Origin of the sequence: Rhodococcus sp. WS3 (genome assembly GCF_003797085.1) — a bacterium.
Taxonomy (GTDB): domain Bacteria; phylum Actinomycetota; class Actinomycetes; order Mycobacteriales; family Mycobacteriaceae; genus Rhodococcus_F; species Rhodococcus_F globerula.
In genome coordinates this window covers 1,979,173-2,000,199 of record NZ_RKMA01000001.1, presented here as the reverse complement: position 1 = coordinate 2,000,199, position 21,027 = coordinate 1,979,173, and the positions used below count along the sequence as shown (strand labels likewise).

General features: G+C 61.7%; 24 protein-coding genes. 10 read left to right on the top strand and 14 right to left on the bottom strand.

The features are described 5' to 3' along the window. Window positions 1-85 precede the first annotated feature (85 nt). Window positions 86-619 (top strand): hypothetical protein, encoded by a 534-nt coding sequence (locus tag EEB13_RS08925; protein WP_033231761.1) that lies wholly within the window; start codon window positions 86-88, stop codon window positions 617-619. Window positions 620-693: 74 nt separating this feature from the next. Here the strand turns inward: EEB13_RS08925 and EEB13_RS08920 are convergent, their stop codons facing one another. Genes EEB13_RS08920 through EEB13_RS08900 form a run of 5 tightly spaced genes read right to left on the bottom strand, consistent with a single transcriptional unit; the run spans window position 694 to window position 5,612 of the window. Then, a complete protein-coding gene (locus tag EEB13_RS08920; protein WP_033231760.1) occupies window positions 694-1,170 on the bottom strand; it encodes a MaoC family dehydratase in 477 nt (158 codons plus the stop codon). Then, the gene (locus EEB13_RS08915) at window positions 1,167-1,400 is read right to left on the bottom strand and encodes a DUF3263 domain-containing protein (RefSeq protein ID WP_095887037.1); all 234 of its coding nucleotides are present in this window, start codon (window positions 1,398-1,400) and stop codon (window positions 1,167-1,169) included. The genes EEB13_RS08920 and EEB13_RS08915 overlap by 4 nt, the downstream gene beginning before the upstream one ends. Before the next feature lie 32 nt (window positions 1,401-1,432). Beyond that, the gene (locus EEB13_RS08910) at window positions 1,433-2,860 is read right to left on the bottom strand and encodes a FadD3 family acyl-CoA ligase (RefSeq protein ID WP_095887036.1); all 1,428 of its coding nucleotides are present in this window, start codon (window positions 2,858-2,860) and stop codon (window positions 1,433-1,435) included. Then, complete coding sequence (locus EEB13_RS08905; protein ID WP_033231757.1) at window positions 2,857-4,038, bottom strand: amidohydrolase family protein; 1,182 nt, start codon at window positions 4,036-4,038, stop codon at window positions 2,857-2,859. Before EEB13_RS08905 ends, EEB13_RS08910 begins: the two co-directional genes overlap by 4 nt. A gap of 41 nt (window positions 4,039-4,079) precedes the next feature. Then, the gene (locus EEB13_RS08900; protein ID WP_141485081.1) at window positions 4,080-5,612 is read right to left on the bottom strand and encodes an AMP-binding protein; all 1,533 of its coding nucleotides are present in this window, start codon (window positions 5,610-5,612) and stop codon (window positions 4,080-4,082) included. A 90-nt stretch (window positions 5,613-5,702) separates the two neighbouring features. Here EEB13_RS08900 and EEB13_RS08895 point away from each other — a divergent pair, with 90 nt between their 5' ends. Beyond that, entirely contained in the window at window positions 5,703-6,467 is a 765-nt protein-coding gene (locus EEB13_RS08895; RefSeq protein ID WP_045064706.1) for an enoyl-CoA hydratase/isomerase family protein, read from the top strand. A gap of 62 nt (window positions 6,468-6,529) precedes the next feature. Then, window positions 6,530-8,164, top strand: a complete 1,635-nt coding sequence (locus tag EEB13_RS08890) for an FAD-dependent oxidoreductase (protein ID WP_141485080.1) — start codon at window positions 6,530-6,532, stop codon at window positions 8,162-8,164. Between the two features lie 5 nt (window positions 8,165-8,169). Here EEB13_RS08890 and EEB13_RS08885 read toward each other — a convergent pair whose 3' ends face one another. The 3 genes from EEB13_RS08885 to EEB13_RS08875 form a co-directional block, all read right to left on the bottom strand. Beyond that, window positions 8,170-8,790 (bottom strand): superoxide dismutase, encoded by a 621-nt coding sequence (locus tag EEB13_RS08885; RefSeq protein ID WP_033231754.1) that lies wholly within the window; start codon window positions 8,788-8,790, stop codon window positions 8,170-8,172. After that, entirely contained in the window at window positions 8,787-9,344 is a 558-nt protein-coding gene (locus tag EEB13_RS08880) for a flavin reductase family protein (protein ID WP_141485079.1), read from the bottom strand. Before EEB13_RS08880 ends, EEB13_RS08885 begins: the two co-directional genes overlap by 4 nt. A gap of 109 nt (window positions 9,345-9,453) precedes the next feature. After that, window positions 9,454-10,299 carry an LLM class F420-dependent oxidoreductase gene (locus EEB13_RS08875; RefSeq protein ID WP_033231753.1) on the bottom strand — a complete coding sequence of 282 codons (846 nt, stop codon included), beginning with the start codon at window positions 10,297-10,299 and terminating at the stop codon, window positions 9,454-9,456. Between the two features lie 212 nt (window positions 10,300-10,511). On the opposite strand from EEB13_RS08875, the gene EEB13_RS08870 reads away from it, so the two are divergent. Next, the gene (locus EEB13_RS08870) at window positions 10,512-10,739 is read left to right on the top strand and encodes a hypothetical protein (RefSeq protein WP_033231855.1); all 228 of its coding nucleotides are present in this window, start codon (window positions 10,512-10,514) and stop codon (window positions 10,737-10,739) included. A gap of 3 nt (window positions 10,740-10,742) precedes the next feature. On the opposite strand, the gene EEB13_RS08865 is transcribed toward EEB13_RS08870, so the two are convergent. The 3 genes from EEB13_RS08865 to EEB13_RS08855 form a co-directional block, all read right to left on the bottom strand. Next, on the bottom strand, window positions 10,743-11,261 hold the full coding sequence (locus EEB13_RS08865; protein WP_141485078.1) for a GNAT family N-acetyltransferase: 519 nt from the start codon (window positions 11,259-11,261) through the stop codon (window positions 10,743-10,745). Between the two features lie 107 nt (window positions 11,262-11,368). Beyond that, window positions 11,369-12,340, bottom strand: coding sequence for a hypothetical protein (locus EEB13_RS08860; protein WP_141485077.1), 972 nt, complete (start codon window positions 12,338-12,340; stop codon window positions 11,369-11,371). A 2-nt stretch (window positions 12,341-12,342) separates the two neighbouring features. Then, entirely contained in the window at window positions 12,343-12,954 is a 612-nt protein-coding gene (locus EEB13_RS08855; protein ID WP_141485076.1) for a hypothetical protein, read from the bottom strand. Window positions 12,955-13,064: 110 nt separating this feature from the next. Between EEB13_RS08855 and EEB13_RS08850 the strand changes: the two genes are divergently transcribed. After that, window positions 13,065-13,445: a DUF1801 domain-containing protein gene (locus tag EEB13_RS08850; RefSeq protein ID WP_033231749.1), complete on the top strand. Its 381-nt coding sequence runs from the start codon at window positions 13,065-13,067 to the stop codon at window positions 13,443-13,445. Window positions 13,446-13,450: 5 nt separating this feature from the next. Here EEB13_RS08850 and EEB13_RS08845 read toward each other — a convergent pair whose 3' ends face one another. Continuing rightward, window positions 13,451-14,518, bottom strand: a complete 1,068-nt coding sequence (locus EEB13_RS08845) for an alpha/beta hydrolase (RefSeq protein ID WP_261984478.1) — start codon at window positions 14,516-14,518, stop codon at window positions 13,451-13,453. A 19-nt stretch (window positions 14,519-14,537) separates the two neighbouring features. On the opposite strand from EEB13_RS08845, the gene EEB13_RS08840 reads away from it, so the two are divergent. From EEB13_RS08840 to EEB13_RS08830, 3 genes are read left to right on the top strand one after another with little or no spacing between them, the layout of a single operon-like run. Further along, window positions 14,538-15,302, top strand: coding sequence for an MBL fold metallo-hydrolase (locus tag EEB13_RS08840; RefSeq protein ID WP_141485074.1), 765 nt, complete (start codon window positions 14,538-14,540; stop codon window positions 15,300-15,302). After that, complete coding sequence (locus EEB13_RS08835) at window positions 15,299-15,955, top strand: alpha/beta fold hydrolase (protein ID WP_045064687.1); 657 nt, start codon at window positions 15,299-15,301, stop codon at window positions 15,953-15,955. The genes EEB13_RS08840 and EEB13_RS08835 overlap by 4 nt, the downstream gene beginning before the upstream one ends. 41 nt (window positions 15,956-15,996) lie before the next feature. Next, entirely contained in the window at window positions 15,997-16,548 is a 552-nt protein-coding gene (locus EEB13_RS08830) for an SRPBCC family protein (RefSeq protein ID WP_033231745.1), read from the top strand. Here EEB13_RS08830 and EEB13_RS08825 read toward each other — a convergent pair. Beyond that, entirely contained in the window at window positions 16,515-17,573 is a 1,059-nt protein-coding gene (locus EEB13_RS08825; protein WP_141485073.1) for a LacI family DNA-binding transcriptional regulator, read from the bottom strand. The two genes, EEB13_RS08830 and EEB13_RS08825, sit on opposite strands and share 34 nt — an antisense overlap. Before the next feature lie 135 nt (window positions 17,574-17,708). Between EEB13_RS08825 and EEB13_RS08820 the strand changes: the two genes are divergently transcribed. Both EEB13_RS08820 and EEB13_RS08815 read left to right on the top strand, forming a co-directional pair. Continuing rightward, on the top strand, window positions 17,709-18,881 hold the full coding sequence (locus EEB13_RS08820) for an acyl-CoA dehydrogenase family protein (RefSeq protein WP_141485072.1): 1,173 nt from the start codon (window positions 17,709-17,711) through the stop codon (window positions 18,879-18,881). Continuing rightward, a complete protein-coding gene (locus tag EEB13_RS08815) occupies window positions 18,878-20,026 on the top strand; it encodes a CaiB/BaiF CoA transferase family protein (protein WP_141485071.1) in 1,149 nt (382 codons plus the stop codon). The genes EEB13_RS08820 and EEB13_RS08815 overlap by 4 nt, the downstream gene beginning before the upstream one ends. On the opposite strand, the gene EEB13_RS08810 is transcribed toward EEB13_RS08815, so the two are convergent. After that, window positions 19,995-20,993 carry an NADP-dependent oxidoreductase gene (locus EEB13_RS08810; RefSeq protein WP_095887028.1) on the bottom strand — a complete coding sequence of 333 codons (999 nt, stop codon included), beginning with the start codon at window positions 20,991-20,993 and terminating at the stop codon, window positions 19,995-19,997. The genes EEB13_RS08815 and EEB13_RS08810 overlap by 32 nt on opposite strands. Between the last annotated feature and the right edge of the window lie 34 nt (window positions 20,994-21,027).

The window sequence follows — 21,027 nt, the reverse complement described above, 5'->3', positions numbered from 1 at the left end:
TTTTTTGCAACCACGGTGTTCCGAAACATCGTGGTGGAAAGCCCATGGTGGGTGGAACCCGTCCGCCCATCGGAGAGGATCCGTCATGCGCAATTCGGTAATTCGTCGAGTCGTGGCCGCCGCCGGTTTTGTTGCCGTCGTGGCCGCCACGGTCACAGGCTGCAGCAGTGATTCCGACAGCGACACCGCTGACACCACAACAACTTCGGCAGCGGCCACGAAGGCTTCGGGCACGTCGTCTGCGGGGACCACCGCGGCGGCTGCGGCCGACGACGCGACGACAAAGGAGATCACGGACGTCTTTGTCACCTTCTTCAACGGAACTACTCCGCCCGCGGATCGTGCCGCTCTGGTCGAAAACGGTGACGTGTTCCTGCCGACTCTCGAAGCGCTGACGGCCAATCCGCAGGCCACGGCAACCACTGCAACGGTGCAAGGCGTCGAGGCCACCGGTACGAACGCTGCCGTCAAGTGGACGCTTCTGATGAACGGGGCTCCGGTTCTGCCGGACCAGTCCGGTGAAGCGCTAGAGCAGGCCGGTGAGTGGAAGGTGTCGGCCGCGACGTTCTGCACGCTGTTGGCGATTCAGGGCGGCGGGGCGCCGGTTCCCGGTTGCTGATCGCCCACAACGATGCGACGTCGACGCCGATAGCACCGGCATCGACGTCGCATCGTTGTGCACGCCAACAGATGTCAGCTCAAGTATCGAACCAGATTTTGTGCGACACAGGCGGGCCGCTCGGAGCCTTCGGCGGTGATCGTGACGGTGCGCTCCACCTGGATTCCGCCGTCGATGTCGGTGACGGATGTGAGCTCCACTGTTCCCCGCACCCGGCTGTCCACCAAGACCGGGCTGATGAACCGCACTTTCCCCAGTCCGTAGTTGAGCGCCATGCGGGCGCAACTGACGGCCATCACTGTCTGAACTATCGGTGCCAGCAACGACAGTGTCAGGAATCCATGCGCGATGGTGGCGCCGTACGGTCCGTCTGCAGCACGGTCCGTATCGACATGTATCCACTGGTCGTCGTCGGTGGCTGCCGCGAAGAGATCGATCCGTTTCTGATCGATCGTGATCCAATCACTGGTGCCGATCGTTGTCCCGACAGCGGCTCGGATATCGTCGAAGGTGGTGAAATCAGTCTGGTCCAAACCACTCTGGGTGCTCAACCGGCCAGCCTGAGTTCAACGGGGTTCAGTCGCAGATCGCAGATGTACGCGAGTTCTGCCGCGATCTCCGGTGAGAGGCCGCTCTGCTCTTCGACCTCCAGGATGCTGTGGAGGCGACGGAAGAATTGATCAGGCGTGATCCCGAATTGGACAAAAATGTCTTCGGCGGGTCCGCCGTTCCAATGCCGCCACTTCAGGGCGAACGTCAATATCGCATCATGGTCGTTCATTACACGCCCCCTCAATTCAAACGTGAGTTCGGTTATCTCAATTGGTCTTTCATGACTTTGCCAGTCGCATTGAGTGGCAGTGCGTCGAGGAACTCGACAGTGCGTGGAGCCTTGAACCCGGCCATCCGCTCGCGGCTCCAGGAGAGTAGGTCTTCCGCTGCCACAGGATGTTTGGTGACGACAAAGGCTTTGCCGACCTGCCCCATTCGTTCGTCGGGAACGCCGATCACGGCAACCTGATCGACTGCCGGGTGTTCGAGGAGGAAACCTTCGATCTCGGCTGGATATGCGTTGAACCCGCCGACGATGAACATGTCCTTCTTGCGGCCGACGATACTGAGCCGTCCCTCGTCGTCAAGCTTTCCGAGATCGCCCGTGTGCAGCCAACCGTCCGTGTCGATCGCTTCGGCGGTTGCCTGCGGATCGTCAAGGTATCCCTGCATGACGTTGTATCCGCGAATCAGTACCTCGGAATCATCTGCGATTCGCAATTCGATTCCGTCACATGGTGTACCGACGGTAGTTGCTATCTGCTCGAACGAGTCGCCGGGGCGCGACGCGGTTGCCGTTCCCCCTTCGCTCAAGCCGTAACCCGTCATGATGGTCTGGAACGGAAGTTCCTTTGCGACCCGGCGGATGAGTTCTACCGGAATGTCCGCCGATCCGGTGACCGCAGCACGTAGTGACGACAGATCTCGGGTGTTGGGAGCGGACAGCAGTGACTGGTAGAGCGTCGGCGGTCCCGGGAGCATGGTGATCTTCTCGGTCTCGACCAGTTCCAGTACCTGATCCACGTCGAGAACGGCTACGGGCAGGATGGTGGCGCCGCGAATCAACGACGCGACAACGCCTGCTTTGTAGCCGAACATGTGGAAGAACGGGTTGACGACCAGGTAGCGATCGCCTTCCCTCAGGTCTGCGAGATCGCACCACTCCGAGAACATTCGCAGTGTCTGGTGATGGTTCATCATGACGCCCTTGGGGCGGCCGGTCGTTCCCGACGTGTACATGATGTCGGCGATGTCGTCGCCGCTGATCTCGCATTCGAAAGGTGCACCGCTGGAAAGGAAATCCGACTTCAAGTCGATGACCGGTACGTCATCGGGTGCGCTGTACCCCCGGCCCAGGAACCCCTTCTGGACGAGTACGGCTTTGGCGCCGCTCCGTCGGATGATGTCGGCGGCCTCGTCGGCCTTGTACCGCGTGTTGACGGGAACCAGCACTCCGCCGGCGGTCAAGATGCCGAATGCGGCGATGATCCATTCGGCGGAGTTGGGCGCCCAGATCGCCACTCGATCGCCCTTGTCCACGCCGATCGAGGCCAGAGCGCCAGCGGCCCGGCGGACCCGATCAGCGAGTTCGACGAAGGTGATCCGGACGGGCCCGTCGACGACCGCTTCGGCAGTGCCGAAGCGGTCGGCCGCACTCAGGACCATCTCAGGGATGGTCTGCCACTTCACAGCGAAAGGAGCCCTGCAAGGTTGCCGCCCATGATCTTTGCCTGATCCTTCTCGTCCAGGTGCCCGAGCATGTCCGCGAAGTGCCGCGGCTCTGCCAAGCCCTCCGGATGCGGGTAGTCCGAGCCGAAGAGCACTCGGTCGACTCCGACGAGATCGATCAGATCGGTCACGCCCTCCTCGTAGAACGGGCTGACGTGGACCTGGCGCTTGATCGCAGCGACGGGATCCTGCATACCGAAGCCTTCAGGTGCCTTCTTGAAGGTGTCGGCGAGGCTGTCCAGAAGTGGTCGCAGCCAGGCAGATCCACTTTCGATGACCGCAAGCTTGAGGTCAGGGAAGCGGAACAGTGCGCCGTGGCAGACCCACGATGCCACGGTGTCCTGTACGGGACGCCACTCGTTGACCATGCGGAACGTGTTGGTCTGGAACGGCAGCATCTCGCCGTCCGTGCCTTCCCACTCGGCGTCGAAGCGCGCGTATCCGCTGTCCGACGAGTGCATCGCGACGAGGAGGTCGAGCTCAACGACGCGCTTCCAGAAGGGGTCGAACTCCGGCATGGCAAACGAACGAGGGCCCTTGAATCCGGGGACGGGTGCAGGACGCACGAGAATAGCCCTTGCGCCGCGCTCGGCAACCCACTCGAGTTCTTCGAGTGCCTTGTCGAGGATCGGCAGGCTGATCACCGGGGTGGTGAAGATGCGGTCCTTGTAGTTGAACTGCCATGTCTCGTACAGCCACTCGTTGAGTGCGTGCACAACAGCGTGAATCAGGTCCGGATCGTCACGCATCCGCTCTTCGACCAGGCTGGCGAGGGTCGGGAACATCAGCGTGCGGTCGACGCCCAACTCGTCCATGAGTTCCAGGCGCGGGCCCGGCTCGCTGAAGGCGGGGATTGCCTTCATGGACTTACCGAAGATCTCGCGACGGCTCTTGCCTTCGGGGTTTCCGTTCTTGAAGTACTCCTCCATGGAACCCGGGCGTGCAACGACGCTGAACGTGGGGTTGGGGATGTACTCACTGATCTGTCCGCGAATGGCGATCTTGGTGCGTCCGTCGACCTCGACGTACTTGATGGCGTCCTTGTACTTCGCCGGGAGGTACTTGGTGAGGGCCTCGGCAGTCTCGTACAGATGGTTGTCTGCGTCGAACAGCGGGTAAGGCAGGTCCTTCGGGGGCATGAGATTCTCCTTTGCGTTTGATGAGAACACTATTCTCTTTTTTAAACGGTCGCAATATCCTGGCGGACCAAAAACTTCTGAATCTTGCCGCTGGCCGTCCGGTGGAAGTCGTCCACCTGGTGCAATTCCTCCGGCCACTTCTGTTTTGCGACGCCGGCTCGGTCGAAGTGAGCGCGGAGTTCGTCCATCGTCGGCAAGCTGTGGCCGGGCAGCAGGCGCAGCACAGCGGCAACGTGTTCGCCGAGGCGCTCGTCCGGGGCGGATACCGCTGCGGCTTCGGCAACTCCCGGCATCGAGAGAAGGATTTCCTCGACCTCGAGTGCGCTCACGTTCTCGCCGCCACGAATGATGATGTCGGACTTGCGGTCCGTGATTGTCAGGTAGCCGTCCTCGTCGATTTCACCGATGTCCCCGGTGTGGTACCAACCGTCGGCGTCGAATGTCGCGTCGGTGAGCGCCTGGTCGGTGTACCCGATGCAGAGATCGGGTCCACGGCTGAGGATTTCTCCGTCATCGGCAAGCCGGATCTCCGCGCCCTCCATGACATTTCCGTCGGTGAATAACCGCTTGTCTTCCGGGGCAAGGTGGCTCGATCCCGTGATCGACGGATGTTCGGTGCTCCCGTACGAACGGAAGACGGTGATGCCGAAGTCGGCCAGTCTTCTCGTGACCGCCGCGGGGACGGACGAGCCGCCGAGTCCCGCATATTTCATGCACGCGAGATGTTCCGGCGTGAACTTCGGATGATCGAGCAGGCTGGTGAGGAAGTAGGTTGCGCCGCCGCCGACGGTGAGTTGATCGCTGGTCATCAACTCCAGTGCCTGTTCCGGATCCCACGCATCGGTGAGGTTGATCGGGGAGCCGTCGACGACTGGAATGAGGAAGGCATTGACCATGCCGATGAAGTGACCGACCGGGGCCGACGTGAGTTGCTTGCCACGGTCTTTCGGGTACAGGCCCAAGAGCTGGCGGGTTTCGTGCCCGAGTGTCTGATGGCTGTGGATGACGCCCTTGGGAGCGCGCGTCGTGCCGGAGGTGAAAGCGATGAGCACGGCGGAAGTGGGGTCTGCGTCGATGTTCTCCGCCAGTGGTACATCGCTGAGCAGATCTTCGAAATCACGTCCGACAACTCCGACGACGGGGATGTTCGCGCACAGATCCGGCTGGTACTCGGTGCGCCCGAACTTCTCGGCCGTGATGAAGACCTTCGGCTTCGTCTCGTCGAGGATGTAGGCAACTTCCTTGCGGCCGTAGAAGTGAACGATGGGAACAACCGTTGCGCCGAGGAAGGTCGAGGCCCAGAAGACCGCTGCTGCTTCCATCCAGTTCGGAAGCTGGAACGCGACGACATCACCCGCGCCGACGCCCCGTTCGCGCAGGCCGCCGGCCAACCTGCGTGCCACCAGGTCCACGTCGGCAAAAGTTCCGGTCCACGGACGGATCTTCGAGTGGATACGAAATTCGGTGTCGGGGGCGGCAGCGAGGCCTCGGGTGAGCATCGTGCCGATCGTGTCCTGAGTCCACCAACCCTCTTCGAGGTACCGGGTGGCAAGCGTGGTGGGAATGTGCCGCATATGAGCTCCAATGCAGGTAACCGGGCCGCTCCTAGGCCGAACTGCGGCACGAGACGGGAGCGGTCGAACTGGCTTCTGCCAGTCGTGAATATGTTATTCTCACAAAACAAGAATGCCAATATCGTAACGGAGAACATCTTGGTTATCGTTGAAATGGACGGCGAGTTGGCGATCATCACCATCGACCGTCCACAAGCACGCAATGCCATCGCGCCGGAAACGATGGACCAATTGGACGAGGCACTCGACTCGGTTCGCGGGGCCCGCGCCCTGGTGATCACCGGCGCTGGTGATCGTGCGTTTGTCTCCGGTGGCGATCTCAAGGAACTGGCCAAACTCCGGACGCTGGAACAGGCTGCGGACATGGCCCGGCGGATGCGGTCGATCTGTGACCGCATCGCACAATTCCCCGGACCCGTCATTGCTGCATTGAACGGGCATGCGCTCGGCGGAGGCGCCGAAGTTGCCGTGGCGGCAGATATTCGAATTGCCGCGCACGACATCAAGATCGGCTTCAATCAGGTGAGTCTCGGAATCATGCCCGCGTGGGGTGGAGCCGAGCGGCTTGCCGCACTTGTCGGGCGCGGTCGGGCATTGATGCTGGCCGGTTCCGGAACGATCATGGGTGCTGCTGACGCGGAATCGCTCGGACTCGTCGATCGCGTACTACCCCGAGAATCCTTCGACGAGGGCTGGCGCTCACTGGCGAAGTCTCTTGCCAACGCTCCGGCCGAGAGCATCAAACGGGTGATGTCCGGGGTTGCTCCTCCCGAAGCTATCGACGCTTTTGCGCGCTTGTGGATTACCGACGAACACTGGGCAGCAGCAGACCGGGTTATGAACCGCAACAAGTGAACTGAAATCCTACGAGTGCGTGCGAATCGGTGCCGCACTTTCCGACCAGTTACGGACTCCACATGACTTTTGTGATCACTCAACGATGCTGCAACGACACCAGTTGCGTAGCGGTGTGCCCGGTCGACTGCATCCGTCCGCGGCCCGGAGACCCCGGATACACCACCGCTGAGATGCTGTACATCGATCCGGACACCTGCATCGACTGCGGGGCATGCGTCGACGCGTGTCCGGTGGATGCGATCTACTCCGAATACGATCTCAGTGAGTCGATGAGTCGGTACACGGAGATCAATGCGGCGTACTTCGAGCAGAATCCACTGGACACCGATGACGTTGCATTCCCCACTCCGCCGAAACGCCCGTCAGCGGATCTGCCTCGAATACGTGTCGCGATAGTCGGATCCGGTCCTGCAGCCTGCTACTGCGCTGCCGAACTGCTGGCGCGGGGATCAGTGGAGGTCGAGATGTTCGACCGCTTGCCCTCGCCTTGGGGGTTGGTGCGCAGTGGAGTTGCGCCGGATCATCAGGAAACCAAAGGCGTCGTGAGTGTCTTCGGGTCTTCGTTCAAATCGGAGTCGTTTCAGTTCTACCTCGACGTCGAAGTGGGCAAGCATATTTCGCACGACGAGCTACTGCGGCACCATGATGCCGTGATCTATGCCGTTGGCGCCGCAACCGATCGCAAACTGGGCATCCCCGGAGAATCATTGCCCGGCAGTCATTCCGCGACGGAATTCGTGTCCTGGTACAACGGGCATCCGGACTTTTCGGATCGTGAATTCGACCTTTCGGGGGAGCGCGCGGTTATCGTCGGAAACGGCAACGTGGCACTCGATGTCGCGCGTGTTCTCACGTGCGATGTCGACGAACTCGCAAGAACCGACATTGCTGACCACACGTTGGACGCCCTGCGCAACAGCAATATCCGTGAGGTTGTTGTTCTCGGACGACGGGGCCCACTCCAGGCCGCGTACTCCGCCCCGGAGTTTCTCGCGCTGGGTCACCTGAACGGTGTCGACATCGTAATCGACCAACAGGACGTCGTGCTGGACGCGGCAAGCGCAGCAGCCCTGGATGATCCCGATGCGCTGCTGTCCGACAAACTCAAAGTTGGCCTTGCACGTGAGTACGCACAGAAGCCGGCGGACGGAGGCAACAAGCGAATCGTCTTCCGGTATCTCGTCGCGCCCACCGAACTGCAGGGCACCGACCGCGTCGAATCGGTGACGTTGGTGCACAACACACTTGACGACGACCTTGCGGCATCGGCGACCGAGAAGGTCGAGACACTGGAAGCGTCGCTTGTTCTGCGGTCGGTGGGTTATCGCGGCGAACCAGTCGCTGACGTTCCGTTCGACGAAGCACGGGGAATCATTCCCAACCATCAGGGCCGGGTGGACGGCGCGGTCGGCGTCTACACCAGCGGCTGGATCAAGCGGGGCCCGCGCGGTGTGATCGGCACCAACCGAGTCGACGCGAAGGAAACCGTCGCGCAACTACTGGCAGACTTCGACGCCGGATTGCTGACCGCGCCTGAACTCGACCGGACATCCTTGGTCGAACTGGTGACGGAACGTCAACCCGACATGATCGACAAGGCGGGGTGGGCGGCCCGGGACACACAAGAGAAGGCGGCCGGTAAAGCTGCCGGCCGCCCTCGCATCAAGATCACTGCACGGACTGTAAGTCGTTAAGGGGGTTACTTTCCGGAACCCAGGACCGACGTGGCGTCGGCGTAGCGCTGCGCCACGTCGTCCCAGTTGATGACATTCCAGTATGCCTTCACGTAGTCGGCCTTGACGTTCTTGTACTGAAGATAGAAGGCGTGCTCCCACATGTCGAGCATCAGGAGCGGAACAATGCCGATGCTGATGTTTCCCTGCTGATCTGTGAGCTGCTCGATGATCAGACGCTGACCGATCGTGTCGTAGGCCAGTACGGCCCAGCCGGAGCCCTGCAAAGTGGTTGCGACCGCGGAGAAGTGCGTCACGAACGCGTCGAACGAGCCGAAGTGTTCGTCGATGGCAGCAGCCAGTTCTCCTTCAGGTCGCTCACCACCGTTGGGGGAGAGATTCTTCCAGAAGATCGAGTGATTGGTGTGGCCGCCGAGGTGGAAGGCGAGGTTCTTACTGAGTTGCGGAGCCTTGGCTGCGATCGTGCCGTCTTCTCGTGCGGCGGCCAACTGCTCGATTGCACTGTTTGCGCCGGCGACGTAGGTCGCGTGATGCTTGCTGTGGTGCAGCTCCATGATCTCGCCTGAGATGTGAGGTTCGAGGGCTGCGTAATCGTAATCGAGCTGGGGCAAGACGTATTCGGTCATTGTGGTGTGCCTTTCGATCGGTGATGAGTCGCTGGGGTGAGATGGTGGTACGCCCGGTTGTGGTAGACGAGTGGGGAGAGAACACGCGTCGGCGCGATGACCTCGACAACTTCTGCCGTGACGATGAGCGCCGAACCACAAGCGGTGGCGCCGAGTGGGACCGCGCGGAGAGCATGCGCCGTTCCGTGGAGGAACGGTTCACCGGTCGACAGAAACGACCAGTCCATGTCCGCGCCGAAGCGGACGGCGCCACGCGTGGCAAATGTTTCTGCCAGCTCGACATTGTCGGAATGCGCAAGGTGAACAAGGAAACTGGACGCGGCCGCGATCGCTGCAGCAGATCCTCGCAGGGATTGTAGTGAGAACGCGAGTACAGCGGGGTCGGCACTGATCGACATCACGGACGACGACGTTATCCCGACCGGGCCGTCTTCGCCGGCGGCAGTGATAATGGCGACGCCCGCAGGATGTCGACGGAAGGCATCGACAAAAGATTCACGGATCGACGGTTCCGGTATCGAATCGGTATGCGGTCCACTTAGTTCCGTCGTCACGTGAGAGTTCACCTTCCGCTACTCGGGTAATTCCGCCGATGCACGTGGCCTGTGCTGTATTGACGGTAAAACCTCGAGCGCGCTTGAGATCAAGGTGATGTGACGGGGTTCACCGTCCTAGCTTGGCGGCCAATCTCTTGATGTATTCCACAACGTCGGTGGGAGCGGCGTCCGGCGTGCCGAACATTGCCTCGGTAACTCCGATGCTCTCCCAGTGAGCGAGCTTGTCCGCCTCGGGCTTTCCGGCGAGGACGGTGATTTCGGGTTCGCCGACTCGACCGGCTTCGGACCAGATCTTGCGAAACAGCTCTACGTTTTCCTCGATCTCTTGCTGGATCGGCGTCGTGATCCAGCCGTCGGCGGACTGTGCGATCCACTTGAAGGTCTTTTCGCTCGCACCAGCGCCGAGGAGGATGGGTGGACGCGGTTTCTGTACGGGCTTGGGCCATGCCCAACTGGCTCCGTACTTCACGAACTGGCCTTCGTAGGACGCCTCGTCCTTCGACCAGAGTTCACCCATTGCTTCGAGGTATTCGCGCAGAGCCGTACGACGTTTGTTCGGGGGTACCCCGTGATCGGCGAGTTCCTCTGCATTCCAGCCGAATCCGACACCGAAGACAACACGTCCATCGGACAGGTGATCCAGTGAGGCGATGGTTTTTGCCAGAGTAATCGGATCATGTTCGAGGGGGAGTGCCACCGACGTGCCCAGGCGAATGGTGCTGGTGACCGATGCTGCAGTGCCGAGCGCAACCCAGGGGTCGAGGGTGCGCATGTAGCGGTCGTCCGGAAGTTCCGCGGATTTGGTCCCCGGATGATCCGACGCCCGTGATGCCGGGATGTGCGTGTGCTCGGGAACGTAGAAGGCGTCGAACCCGGCAGCTTCGGCGGCAACGGCCGCATCAGCAGGGCGAATGCCGCGGTCGCTGGTGAACAAGCTGACTCCGTAGCGCACAGGCTTCTCCTTCGATGGTCCGTCGAAAAACTGTAACTTGTTGCAGGTTCGTTCGGGGTGGTTTTGGGCCTTCGGACCTGTGCGCCTTTCTGGTAGTCGGCGCTACCGAAAAGGCGCACGGGGCGAAGCCCTACCCTGCGCGTCTGCCGCTACATGGTCACGTCGATAATGTGAAGGAGAACGTGCAGGACACGAGGAACTAAGGAGTGGTCATGGCAACTGAGGTGGAGTCCGGTGACCTCGTACAGGCGGCCGACCATGCGGGTCCGTGGACGGTAGTCGAAGTCCGGCAGGGTATGGCGTTGCTCGAACACGGTGACGGGCACAGGCTGTCGCTACGGACGACCAGTCTGACTGTCGTGCGTAAGGGTGGCGGCAAGAAGATCGCCCCCGCCGAAGGTGCTTCCGACGAGGGCGTGTCACCGACACTGTTCGACTGACGGTCAGGGCATATTGAACGGTGCCGCGTATTTGAACGTGCCAACCTGATCTGGGGTGTGCGCATACAGGGTGCGAATCTGGAAATGGGCACCCCATTCGGCTTCCGGTGATTCGACGCCCACCTTCGTGCTGGTCACAAACCCGAACCGTGGGTAGTACTCAGTGCTGCCCAGTAGTGCGAGCAACGGCACGTCCAGAGCGTCCGCTGCACCGATGACCGCGTGCATCAACGCAGAGCCGACGCCGGACCGTTGGTTTTCGGGTGTCACTGCCAGCGGGCCTAGGCCCACAGCCTCCACCTCGCCGACCCATCCCCGGGTTCCGATGACGAAGCCGAGAATCTCGCCGTCTGCCTCGGCCACCAGGGACAACTTCGGCAGGTACTCGTCGGACGCAAAGAGTTGGCGCGTCAGTTCGATTTCGTACGGCGTTTCGCCCGGCGGTGCCTGATCCGCAAATGCAGCGTCGAGAAGTGAGTAGACGGCGTCACGGTCGGACGGGCATTCGCGGCGGATGTACATGGAGTACGAAGCTACCCGAGGTAGCTGCCGTCGTGCGACTCTATATTCCGCGTTCACCAACTATTTGGCTCGAAATACACAGTGATGCAATGGCTTTCTCAATGGCATCATCGCGACAGCAGTTCGGTGATCGATGTGGGTATCTGGCGGTATCCGCCGAATCTGATGCGTTGGCAACCGTCGAGTTCGGCAAGAACTTGGGTTCCCCCGGAGCCGTCAGCTCGACGGAGATCGATCGACGCCACCTGTTGCGCGATCTGATCGCAGGGTGGGGCGATGGGTGCTGTGGACGCCGCGTGCATCAGCTCGGCACTGTCTGCCAATGTCAGGCGGATATGCGAGGACCCCTGGCCCAGGTTGTAGCGGCATACCTGCAGTCGGCCGACGTCGTCGACGGGTGTGGCCAACGGACTGTCGAGAGGTGAGTATCCGGTGTTCTCGGAACGCACTGATCGCTCGACGTCGTCGGGGGTGGTGAGATCGAACAACGATCCGATCGACGTTGTGCAGATTCCCGGTTCGTCCGCCGATATGGCGTCGATCGGGTGCTGCTGACGGCTGACCTCATGCAAGGTGTCCAGCGTTTCGAGAGGTGCGTCCTGGAATCCGCACGGCGCTGACGGCCAAGCTGGACGAAATGCGTTACCCGACGCGTCGACGAACCACAGGCCGACGGGGACGATTTCCCGTATCGCGCAGTCAGCAGAGATGTTGTCGCGGAACCGGTGCGAGTCGGTTCGGAATGCTTCGACTACTGCAGATACGTCGCCTTCAAGGCGAACCGCGTCGATAGTCAACCCACCGGCGGCGTTTTCCCCGCGTTCGCACCGGATGAGCGCTACCGGTTCGAAATCCGATGGCGGATAGCCGGGTTCGGTTGTTGGCGGGAATTGTGAATCCATCTGAGCGAGCCCGCTGAGTGGTCCGGAGATATCGGGTGTAGTGCATTCCGCATGGTCGACTACCGACGCCACGGCAGGAGTGAACGCGACGCTATCTCCGCGCACGGAAAGGTACATCGCTGCCACTGCGAACACGCTCACCGCGACAATGAACGTGACAGCCAGGAATTTGCGCATTCTCAGACCAGGCCGGCGCGTTCGAGGAATGCCTTGGCGGTTACGGCATTCGGAAAAACGGCGCTCGAGGTGATGTGGAGCCCGCTGTCGGAGTTGGCGTACTCCGTGGTGCTGACGGCGTCTCGATACTCGATGCGGGCGGCTGCGGTACGCGAGCGGTTCTCTGTGATGAGTTCGGGCCGCTCGTTCTCGCGCCAGTCGACGAGTGTTTTACCAGCTTCGGTCTGGTTCACCCAGGTGATGAATGTGATGTTGTAGTCGGTCGAGACGCTCTGGGCGAGAGCTGACCCGGAGTCGACCGTGCAGAGTAGGTACAAGTCGCCGGTCGAGTTGAGCGAGCCCTGCGAGCAGATGCTCTCCTCGGCAAGGGCCGGCGGGAACGTCCCGACGATGGCTTCGGCGCTGTTGTGGGTTCCACCATTCGTAGCGGTGGGTGATCCTGATGCGGTGCCGGCTTCACGGTTGTCACCGCCGAGTGAGAGGACCGCGGAGATGACTACGCCGACGGTGGCGACTCCCATGAGTGTGGACCGGACCAACAACCCGCTTCGCGTTTTCGCCGACAGGGTAGTTGCTACTCGCGTTCCGAGTGGTGCCATCGCTGCATTATTCATCACGAAATTCTGGATGCGGGCACACGCAACATATTTGCCGCACGGTGCAATGACGATCGGGCATACTCGAGTGACTTGGAGCGAGTCGATCGTGGAGAGGGTGACCGACCATGAAGAAGGACGCAGCAGGGGGTACCCCCTCGGAATTGATCGACGCGAGGATCGAGGAACTCGGTGACTGGCGAGGGGAGATGCTCGCTCGGATCCGGACTTTGGTCAAGGAAGCCGACCCCGATGTGGTCGAGGAGTGGAAATGGCGTGGAGTTCCGGTGTGGGAACACGACGGCATTCTCTGCACCGGTGAGACGTACAAGAAGGCTGTGAAGGTGACGTTCTTCAAGGGGGCCGCATTGGATGACCCGACGGGAATGTTCAACTCCAGCCTCGAAGGCAACACCAGGCGCGCTATCGACTTCAACGAAGGCGACACCATCGACGAGAAAGCCTTCACGGCCCTCATTCACGCCGCGATTGCGCTCAATACGGCATAGGTGCTCTAGCTCAACAGTGCTCGGAGCATTCCGCCTATTTCGACAACCGCCGCACGCGATCGGGCACTGGGGCCGAGAACATTCACGAACCCGTGGATGAATCCGGGATAGCGCCGCGCGACAACGCGAACTCCGTTGTCGCGCAGCAGCTGTGCGTATGCTTCACCTTCGTCGCGCAGTGGATCGAATCCAGCTGTCACCACAATTGCCGGTGGAAGATCGTTGTGGCTTTGGGCACGCAATGGAGACACCCACGGGTCCAGCCGATCCGAGTTCTCGCCGAGGAAACTGCGCTCGTAGAAGTTCATATTTGCCTCGGTCAGAAAGAATCCTTCGCCGAACGTCGTTCGGGACGGCCTTCTCTCGTGAAAGTCGGTGGCCGGATAGATCAACAACTGGGCTGCCGGTGACGGATATCCGTCATCGCGGGCGCGGAGTGAAACAACAGCCGACAGGTGTCCACCCGCGCTGTCGCCACCCACCGCGATGCGAGTGGGGTCGACGGCGAACTCGGCTGCCCGAGAAACAATATCAAGATACGACGCATAGGCGTCGTGTACCGGTGTGGGGAAAGGGAATTCGGGTGCAAGTCGATATTCGACAGCGACGATTCTGGCCCCTGAGGTTTCAGCCAACAGTCGGCACGGTGCGTCATGTGATTCGAGATCGCCCTGAACCCAGCCGCCGCCGTGGAAGAACACCAGCAGTGCCCCGGACTCGTGGGTGGGCACGTAGAGGCGAGCGCGAAGTGGGCCGTCGGCGCCTTGTACAGAGATGTCTTCCGTGTGCGCCGACGCCGGTCGGCCGGCCATCAACATCGCCGTTCGCGTCAATTCGGCGCGCGCGGCGGAAAGTACATGTGGCTCCGACGACAGTGCGGGCCGTGGGCGTGCCTTGGCGAGAGTCAACAACATGTGCGCGTCGGCGTCGAGAGTGTGCCCGTCTCTGTGCACCGGCGGTCCGGTGATGCGGCGTTTTACCGCTGCAGGCAGCGCGAATGCTGCTGCAACCAGGCCTGCCTCGGCGAGGCCCCGAACTGTGCGATCACTGGCGCTGTTCCACGATTCCGGCACGTGGCGCACACTACCAATCATGAGTACAAAGACACTGTCGATCACGCAGATCGACAACACACACCTCGTTCGATGTGGGCACGCAAATTGGGTTCTCGTCGAGGAAGGCTCCGATCTCACTCTGATCGACGGTGGGTATCCCGCCGACGGCGGTGACGTGGAGCGCTCGATCGAGCAGATCGGTCACAGCATCGGCGATGTGCGCGCCGTGCTTGTCACTCACGCCCATATCGATCACATCGGCGGGATCGCGGACATACTGACCCGCCACGACCTACCGGTATTGATGGACCCGTTGGAAGTACCGCATGCGCGACGCGAATACCTGCAGCAACTCGGGCCGGTCAAAGTTCCGTTACTGCTGTGGCGCCGGGGCGCGCCGAAGTGGCTGTTCGACGTGATCGGCGCCGGCGCGCTGAAGGGAGCGAAACTGCCTCAGGCACAGGCTTTCGCGGAAGGTGGTGCCTTGGATGTTCCCGGCCGTATCGTGCCGATTCCCACTCACGGACATACCGACGGGCACAGTGCGTACCTGATTCCCGGTGCCGGCGTCGTTGCTTCGGGTGACGCTCTGGTGACTGGCCATGCCACGTCCCGGCAGACGGGGCCGCAGTTCCTGGTGTGCCCGTTCAATCACCACCGGGAAGCAACGGACGAGGCGTTGGACGCCATTGCGGAAACCCCGGCCGGTGTCATTTTCCCGGGGCACGGGCCCGCGTACGAGGGGACGATGACGGCGGCAGTCGAGCAGGCCCGCGCGGGCCGGACAAGGATGCGACCATGACCACCTTCGAGACCGTCGACCGCGGTGAGCTGCAAGGATTCCTGCATCGGCCGGATACGGACCCGATCGCGACTTTGGCTCTGACACACGGCGCCGGAAGCAACTGCGACACGGTGCTCCTTCGCGCTGTTGCCGATGGTTTTGCCGAAGCCGGAGTGCAGGTTTTGCGATTCGATCTTGCCTACCGGGTGCGCCGCCCGAAGGGGCCACCGCACCCGTCCCGTGCTGCCGAAGACCGATCGGGAATCGCTGATGTTGTTGCGACACTGCGTAAGGACTACCCGAGCGATGGACCTCTACTTCTCGGTGGACATTCGTACGGTGGACGCCAGTCCTCGATGGCGGCGGCCGAGAACCCTGGTTTGGTGGATGGGCTGATCTTGCTGTCCTACCCATTGCATCCGCCGAAGAAGCCGGAGAAACTGCGCACCGAGCACCTTCCGGCACTGACCACCCCCACGGTGGTGGTCCACGGGTCGAAGGACGAATTCGCGACGACGGACGAGATGCAGTCGGCACTTGACTTGATCCCCGCAGCAACGACGTTGGTGGAGTTCGACGGCGCCAAACACGACCTCGGGGTGACCAAGTTTCCCGTGGTCGAACAGACTGTCGCGGCGGCATTCGGGCTCTTCGGAATCAGGCCACGCTGACGCCGGTTGCTCCTGTCGGTGGCACCTGGTGAGATCGAACTATGAGTGCCCAGCAATATCAGCCCAGTGCCCTGTCCGACGTGACGGTAACCGTCGACGGCGACGACACGGTTGTCACCTTCCCGAGAACGTTGCCTTATCCCGTGGATCAGGTGTGGGCGGCGGTGACCGATCCGGAAATGTTGGCCCAGTGGACTCCGTACACGGCTGATCGCAACTTGGGCAGCGTCGGCGAAGTGGTCATCGCCATGCTGTCTGAGGAAGGCGATCCGGAGATGTCGTTTCCGGCGTCCGTCCGCGTGGTCGACGAAGCTCGTCGACTCGAACACGAATGGGGCCCGGACGAATTGATCTGGGAGCTCACTCCGGTCGAGGGCGGAACCAGGGTGGTTCTGACGCAGCGTTCGCGCGCCGAGGGAATGGCATCCGCGTTGGCGGCGGGGTGGCACCTGTGTTTCGACGTTCTCGACGGGCTGCTTGCCGGTTCGCCGTTCGGCCCGATCGTTGGAGCGAAGGCACGCGAGTACGGCTGGGACGATCTCAACTCGCGCTACGCCCGTCAGTTGGGGATCGAGGAATCCGAAGTCTGGTAACGCGTCGATGCCCGCACGATCAGTTCGATCGGCAGCTTTACAGATTCGACGCTCCGTCCTGCCATGAGGGCGAGCAGATTCTGCACCCCGGTTGCGCCGATCTTGCGGGCGGGTGAGCGAACCGTAGTCAGTGGAACCGGAAGTTGCGAGACCACGGGAATGTCGTTGTAGCCCACCAGCGCAAGGTCGTCCGGAATACTCAGGCCCAGATCGCGGGCAACACCGAGAACGCCGATGGCGATGGTGTCGCTGACGGTGAAGATGGCGTCGGGACGCGTCGGGGTGCTCAGCAGTTGTGTTGCTGCTCGAACGCCGCCCTCTACCTCGAAATCGGAGGCAACGATCCGGTGCGGCGGTAATTCCAGGCCTGCTTCGGCGAGTGCGTCGCGGAATCCGGCGACGCGTTCGCGCGAGGTGCTGGCGTGATCCGGCCCCGCGATCACGCCGAGGTCGCGATAGCCGCAGTCCAGCAGGTGTCTGCCCGCGAGGTACCCACCGCGGCGGTCGTCGCCGCTGACATAGGGGAGCCCGACGTCGATGTGGCGGTTGAGGAGCAGAACCGGGAGCGAACGGATGGGGAGCGAACTGACAAAATCGGTGCCGGGCAGGTGGATGCTGCTGAGCATGAGGCCGTCGACCTGACGGCTGATCAGGAATTCGACGGCTTTGCGCTGGGCATCGAGATCGTCGGGCGGGCTGGACAGCAGAACCGAATAACCGGCTGCCGTCGCGGCTTCCTCGATGCCGCCGAACATGGTGGCGACGACGCCGTCGGTGAGTCTCGGCATGACCACACCGATGGTTGTCGTTTTGCGTGTTCGTAGACTTGCTGCCCACAGATTTGGCTGGTAGCCGAGTTCTTCGGCGACCTGGCGCACACGCTGAGCCGAGTCCGACCAGCCGTCGACGGGTTCGGGTTGGCGCAGGACGCGCGATGCCGTCGAGATGTGGACGCCCGCCTTGTCTGCGATCTCACGCAGCGTCGGTGGGCGTCCGCTGCTGCGGGTCGACGGGTCCGGCGACATCAACTCGGGGGCTCCTGAGACTCATTTTGGGGATTGACGTGATGCTAGGTCGGTCCCTACTCTAGGTGATGCAAACGATTGCACAATCGTTCTCGCATACCTGATGAATCCCGTACGTACATCCTTGGAGGCAACGTGAACACGCCGCAGTCCCTGTCCGAACTGTTTTCCATCGACACGCTGCTCGACGCCGAGGAAATCGCGATCCGCGACACGGTGCGCGCGATGGTCGACAGCCGTATCCGCCCGAACATCGGTCAGTGGTTCGAGGACGCGGCACTGCCGGTGCGCGAGTTGGCTCAGGAACTCGGATCGTTGGGTGTGCTGGGAATGCACCTCGAGGGATATGGCTGCGCCGGAACGAGTGCAACCGCCTACGGTCTGGCGTGCCAAGAACTCGAAGCCGTCGATTCAGGTATCCGCAGTCTGGTTTCCGTTCAGGGTTCGCTGGCGATGTTCGCGATTCACCACAATGGCAGCGAAGAGCAAAAGGAAGAGTGGCTTCCGCGGATGGCGGCGGGCACGGCCCTCGGCTGCTTCGGTCTCACGGAACCCGACTTCGGTTCCAATCCCGGCGGTATGCGCACCAACGCCAAGCGCGACGGTGACGACTGGATTCTGAACGGCACCAAGATGTGGATCACCAACGGATCCGTCGCTGACGTCGCCGTGGTCTGGGCGCGAACCGAGGACGGTGTGCGCGGATTTGTAGTTCCGACAAACACTCCCGGGTTCTCGGCCCCCGAAATCAAGAACAAGATGTCGCTGCGTGCGTCCGTTACCTCCGAACTCGTGCTCGAGGATGTACGACTGCCCGCGTCTGCGATGCTACCCAAGGCCCGCGGACTGTCCGGGCCGCTCGGTTGCCTCAACGAGGCCAGGTTCGGCATCATCTTCGGCTCGATGGGCGCTGCCCGCGACTGCCTCGAAACTGCCATCGCCTACGCCCGTGATCGACAGGTTTTCGACAAGTCACTGGCGGCTTACCAGCTCACGCAGGCCAAGATCGCCGACATGGCAGTCGAATTGGGTAAGGGGCAGTTGCTCGCGATTCATCTCGGACGCCTCAAGGATGCCGACACGGTACGTCCCGAGCAGGTCAGTACCGGCAAACTGAACAACGTGCGTGAAGCCATCAAGATTGCCCGACAGTGCCGAACGATCTTGGGCGCCAACGGCATCACCTTGGAGTATCCGGTCATCCGTCACGCCAACAATCTCGAATCCGTGCTCACGTACGAAGGCACCTCCGAGGTTCACCAGTTGGTGATCGGCCGGGCACTGACGGGTGAGGAAGCATTCCGGTGACAACGCCTGGCGCACTGGACGGACTGGTGATCGCCGACTTCGGCCGGGTACTCGCCGGACCGTACGCCACCATGATCCTGGCGGATCTCGGCGCCGAGGTGATCAAGATCGAGCGTCCCGGTGTTGGTGACGACACCCGCAGTTGGGGTCCACCGTGGGTGGGTGAGGAGTCGAGTTACTTTCTCTCCGTAAACCGCAACAAGAAGTCGGTAACCTTGGACTTGCGCGACGCTCAGGACCTGGAGGTTGCACAGGATCTGGTGCGCACGGCGGATGTTGTGGTGCAGAACTTCCTTCCCGGGACCATGGACCGGCTCGGATTGGGTTACGACGCTGCGCGAGAGATGAATCCGTCGATCGTGTACTGCTCGATCAGCGGATTCGGTGGAAACAACTCACTACCGGGATACGATTTGTTGATTCAGGCCGTCGGCGGGTTGATGAGCATCACCGGGCCGGACCCGCGCTCGCCTACCAAGGTCGGTGTTGCGGTGGTGGACGTCATCACCGGACTGCATGCCAGTGTCGGAATCCTTGCCGCGCTGCGTCATCGGGACCGGACGGGTGAAGGTCAACACGTCGAGGTCAATCTGTTGTCCTCGTTGCTGTCGGCACTGGCCAATCAGTCGTCCGGCTACGTCGCTGCCGGGGTGGTTCCGCAGGCGATGGGTAACCGTCACCCCAGTATTGCGCCCTACGAACTGTTCGACACGGCCGATCGGCAGCTCGTCTTGGCGGTGGGAAACGATCGTCAATTCGCTTCTCTGGTAGACGTTCTGGGAATGCCTTCACTGGCGACCGACGCACGTTTTATGACCAACCGTGAGCGGGTTGCGCATCGCGAGGAACTGTTCGACGCGTTGACACTCGCGTTGGCGTCTCACACCGCCGACTACTGGTTCGAGAAATTGACGGCGCGCGGTGTTCCGTGCGGTCCGCTCAACAACATCGCCGACGCGATGGCGCTGGCCGAACGCCTGAACCTCGATCCGGTTGCCACTATCGATGATCCGCGCCGTGCGGCACCGATCCGGCAGGTGGCCAATCCGATTCGGCTCAGCGCCACTCCGGCCACCTACCGCACCGCGCCGCCGCGCCTGGGGGAGGATTCGGCTACACCCGCAGAACCAGCTTTCCCGTGTTAGCCCCTGCGAAGAGGAGATTGAGGCTGTCACCAAACGCATCGATGCCGCCGTCGACGATGTGTTCGCGAGCCGTCAACTGACCGCTCTTGATCCACTTCCCGATCTGTTCCTGCGCTTCGGAGTACCGATCGAGATAATCGAAAACCACGAATCCGGCCATGGTTGCCCGGTTTACGAGAAGCGACAGATAGTGCGACGGGCCCGGCTGCGGCTCGGTGGCGTTGTAGCCGGCAATAGCGCCGCAGATGACAACGCGAGCGCCCAGGCGCAGGCGGGAGAGTGCGGCGTCGAGGATTTCACCGCCGACGTTGTCGAAGTACACGTCGATTCCGTCGGGCGCCGCAGCGCGTAGGGCCTTGTAGACGGATTCGTTCTTGTAGTCGATCGAGACGTCGAATCCGAGTTCGTCGGTGAGCCAGGCGCACTTCTCGGGGCCACCGGCGATGCCGATCACCTTGCAGCCGTGGATCTTTGCTATCTGGCCGACGAGACTGCCAACGGCACCAGCGGCGCCGGAAACGACCACGGTGTCGCCGTCTTTCAGCTTTCCGACCTCGAGGAGGCCGAAATAGGCTGTCACACCCGGGAATCCGAGTGCGCCGAGCCAAGTGGGCATGGGTGCGATCGATTCGTCGACCCGCGTGACGTCGGTACCGTCGGAGAGCCCGTACTCCGCTGCGCCGAAAGCTCCGGCGACAACATCTCCGACCTTGAACTCGGGATGCTGAGTTTGCGTGACGTGGCCGACGCCGTGAGCGCGCATGACGGAACCGAGTTTCACCGGCGGAACATACGACTTGACGTCGTTGAGCCAACCACGCATAGCGGGGTCGAGCGAGAGGTATTCGACCTTGACGACAAACTCGCCCGGCCCGGCAACGGGGATGTCGGAATCGACGTATTCCCAGGTGGAAGCGTCGGGGAGTCCCGTCGGTCGGGCGGCGAGGCGTACTTGGCGGTTCGGCATGTGTCCCTCTCGGTTGAACAATTGAACTTGAGAC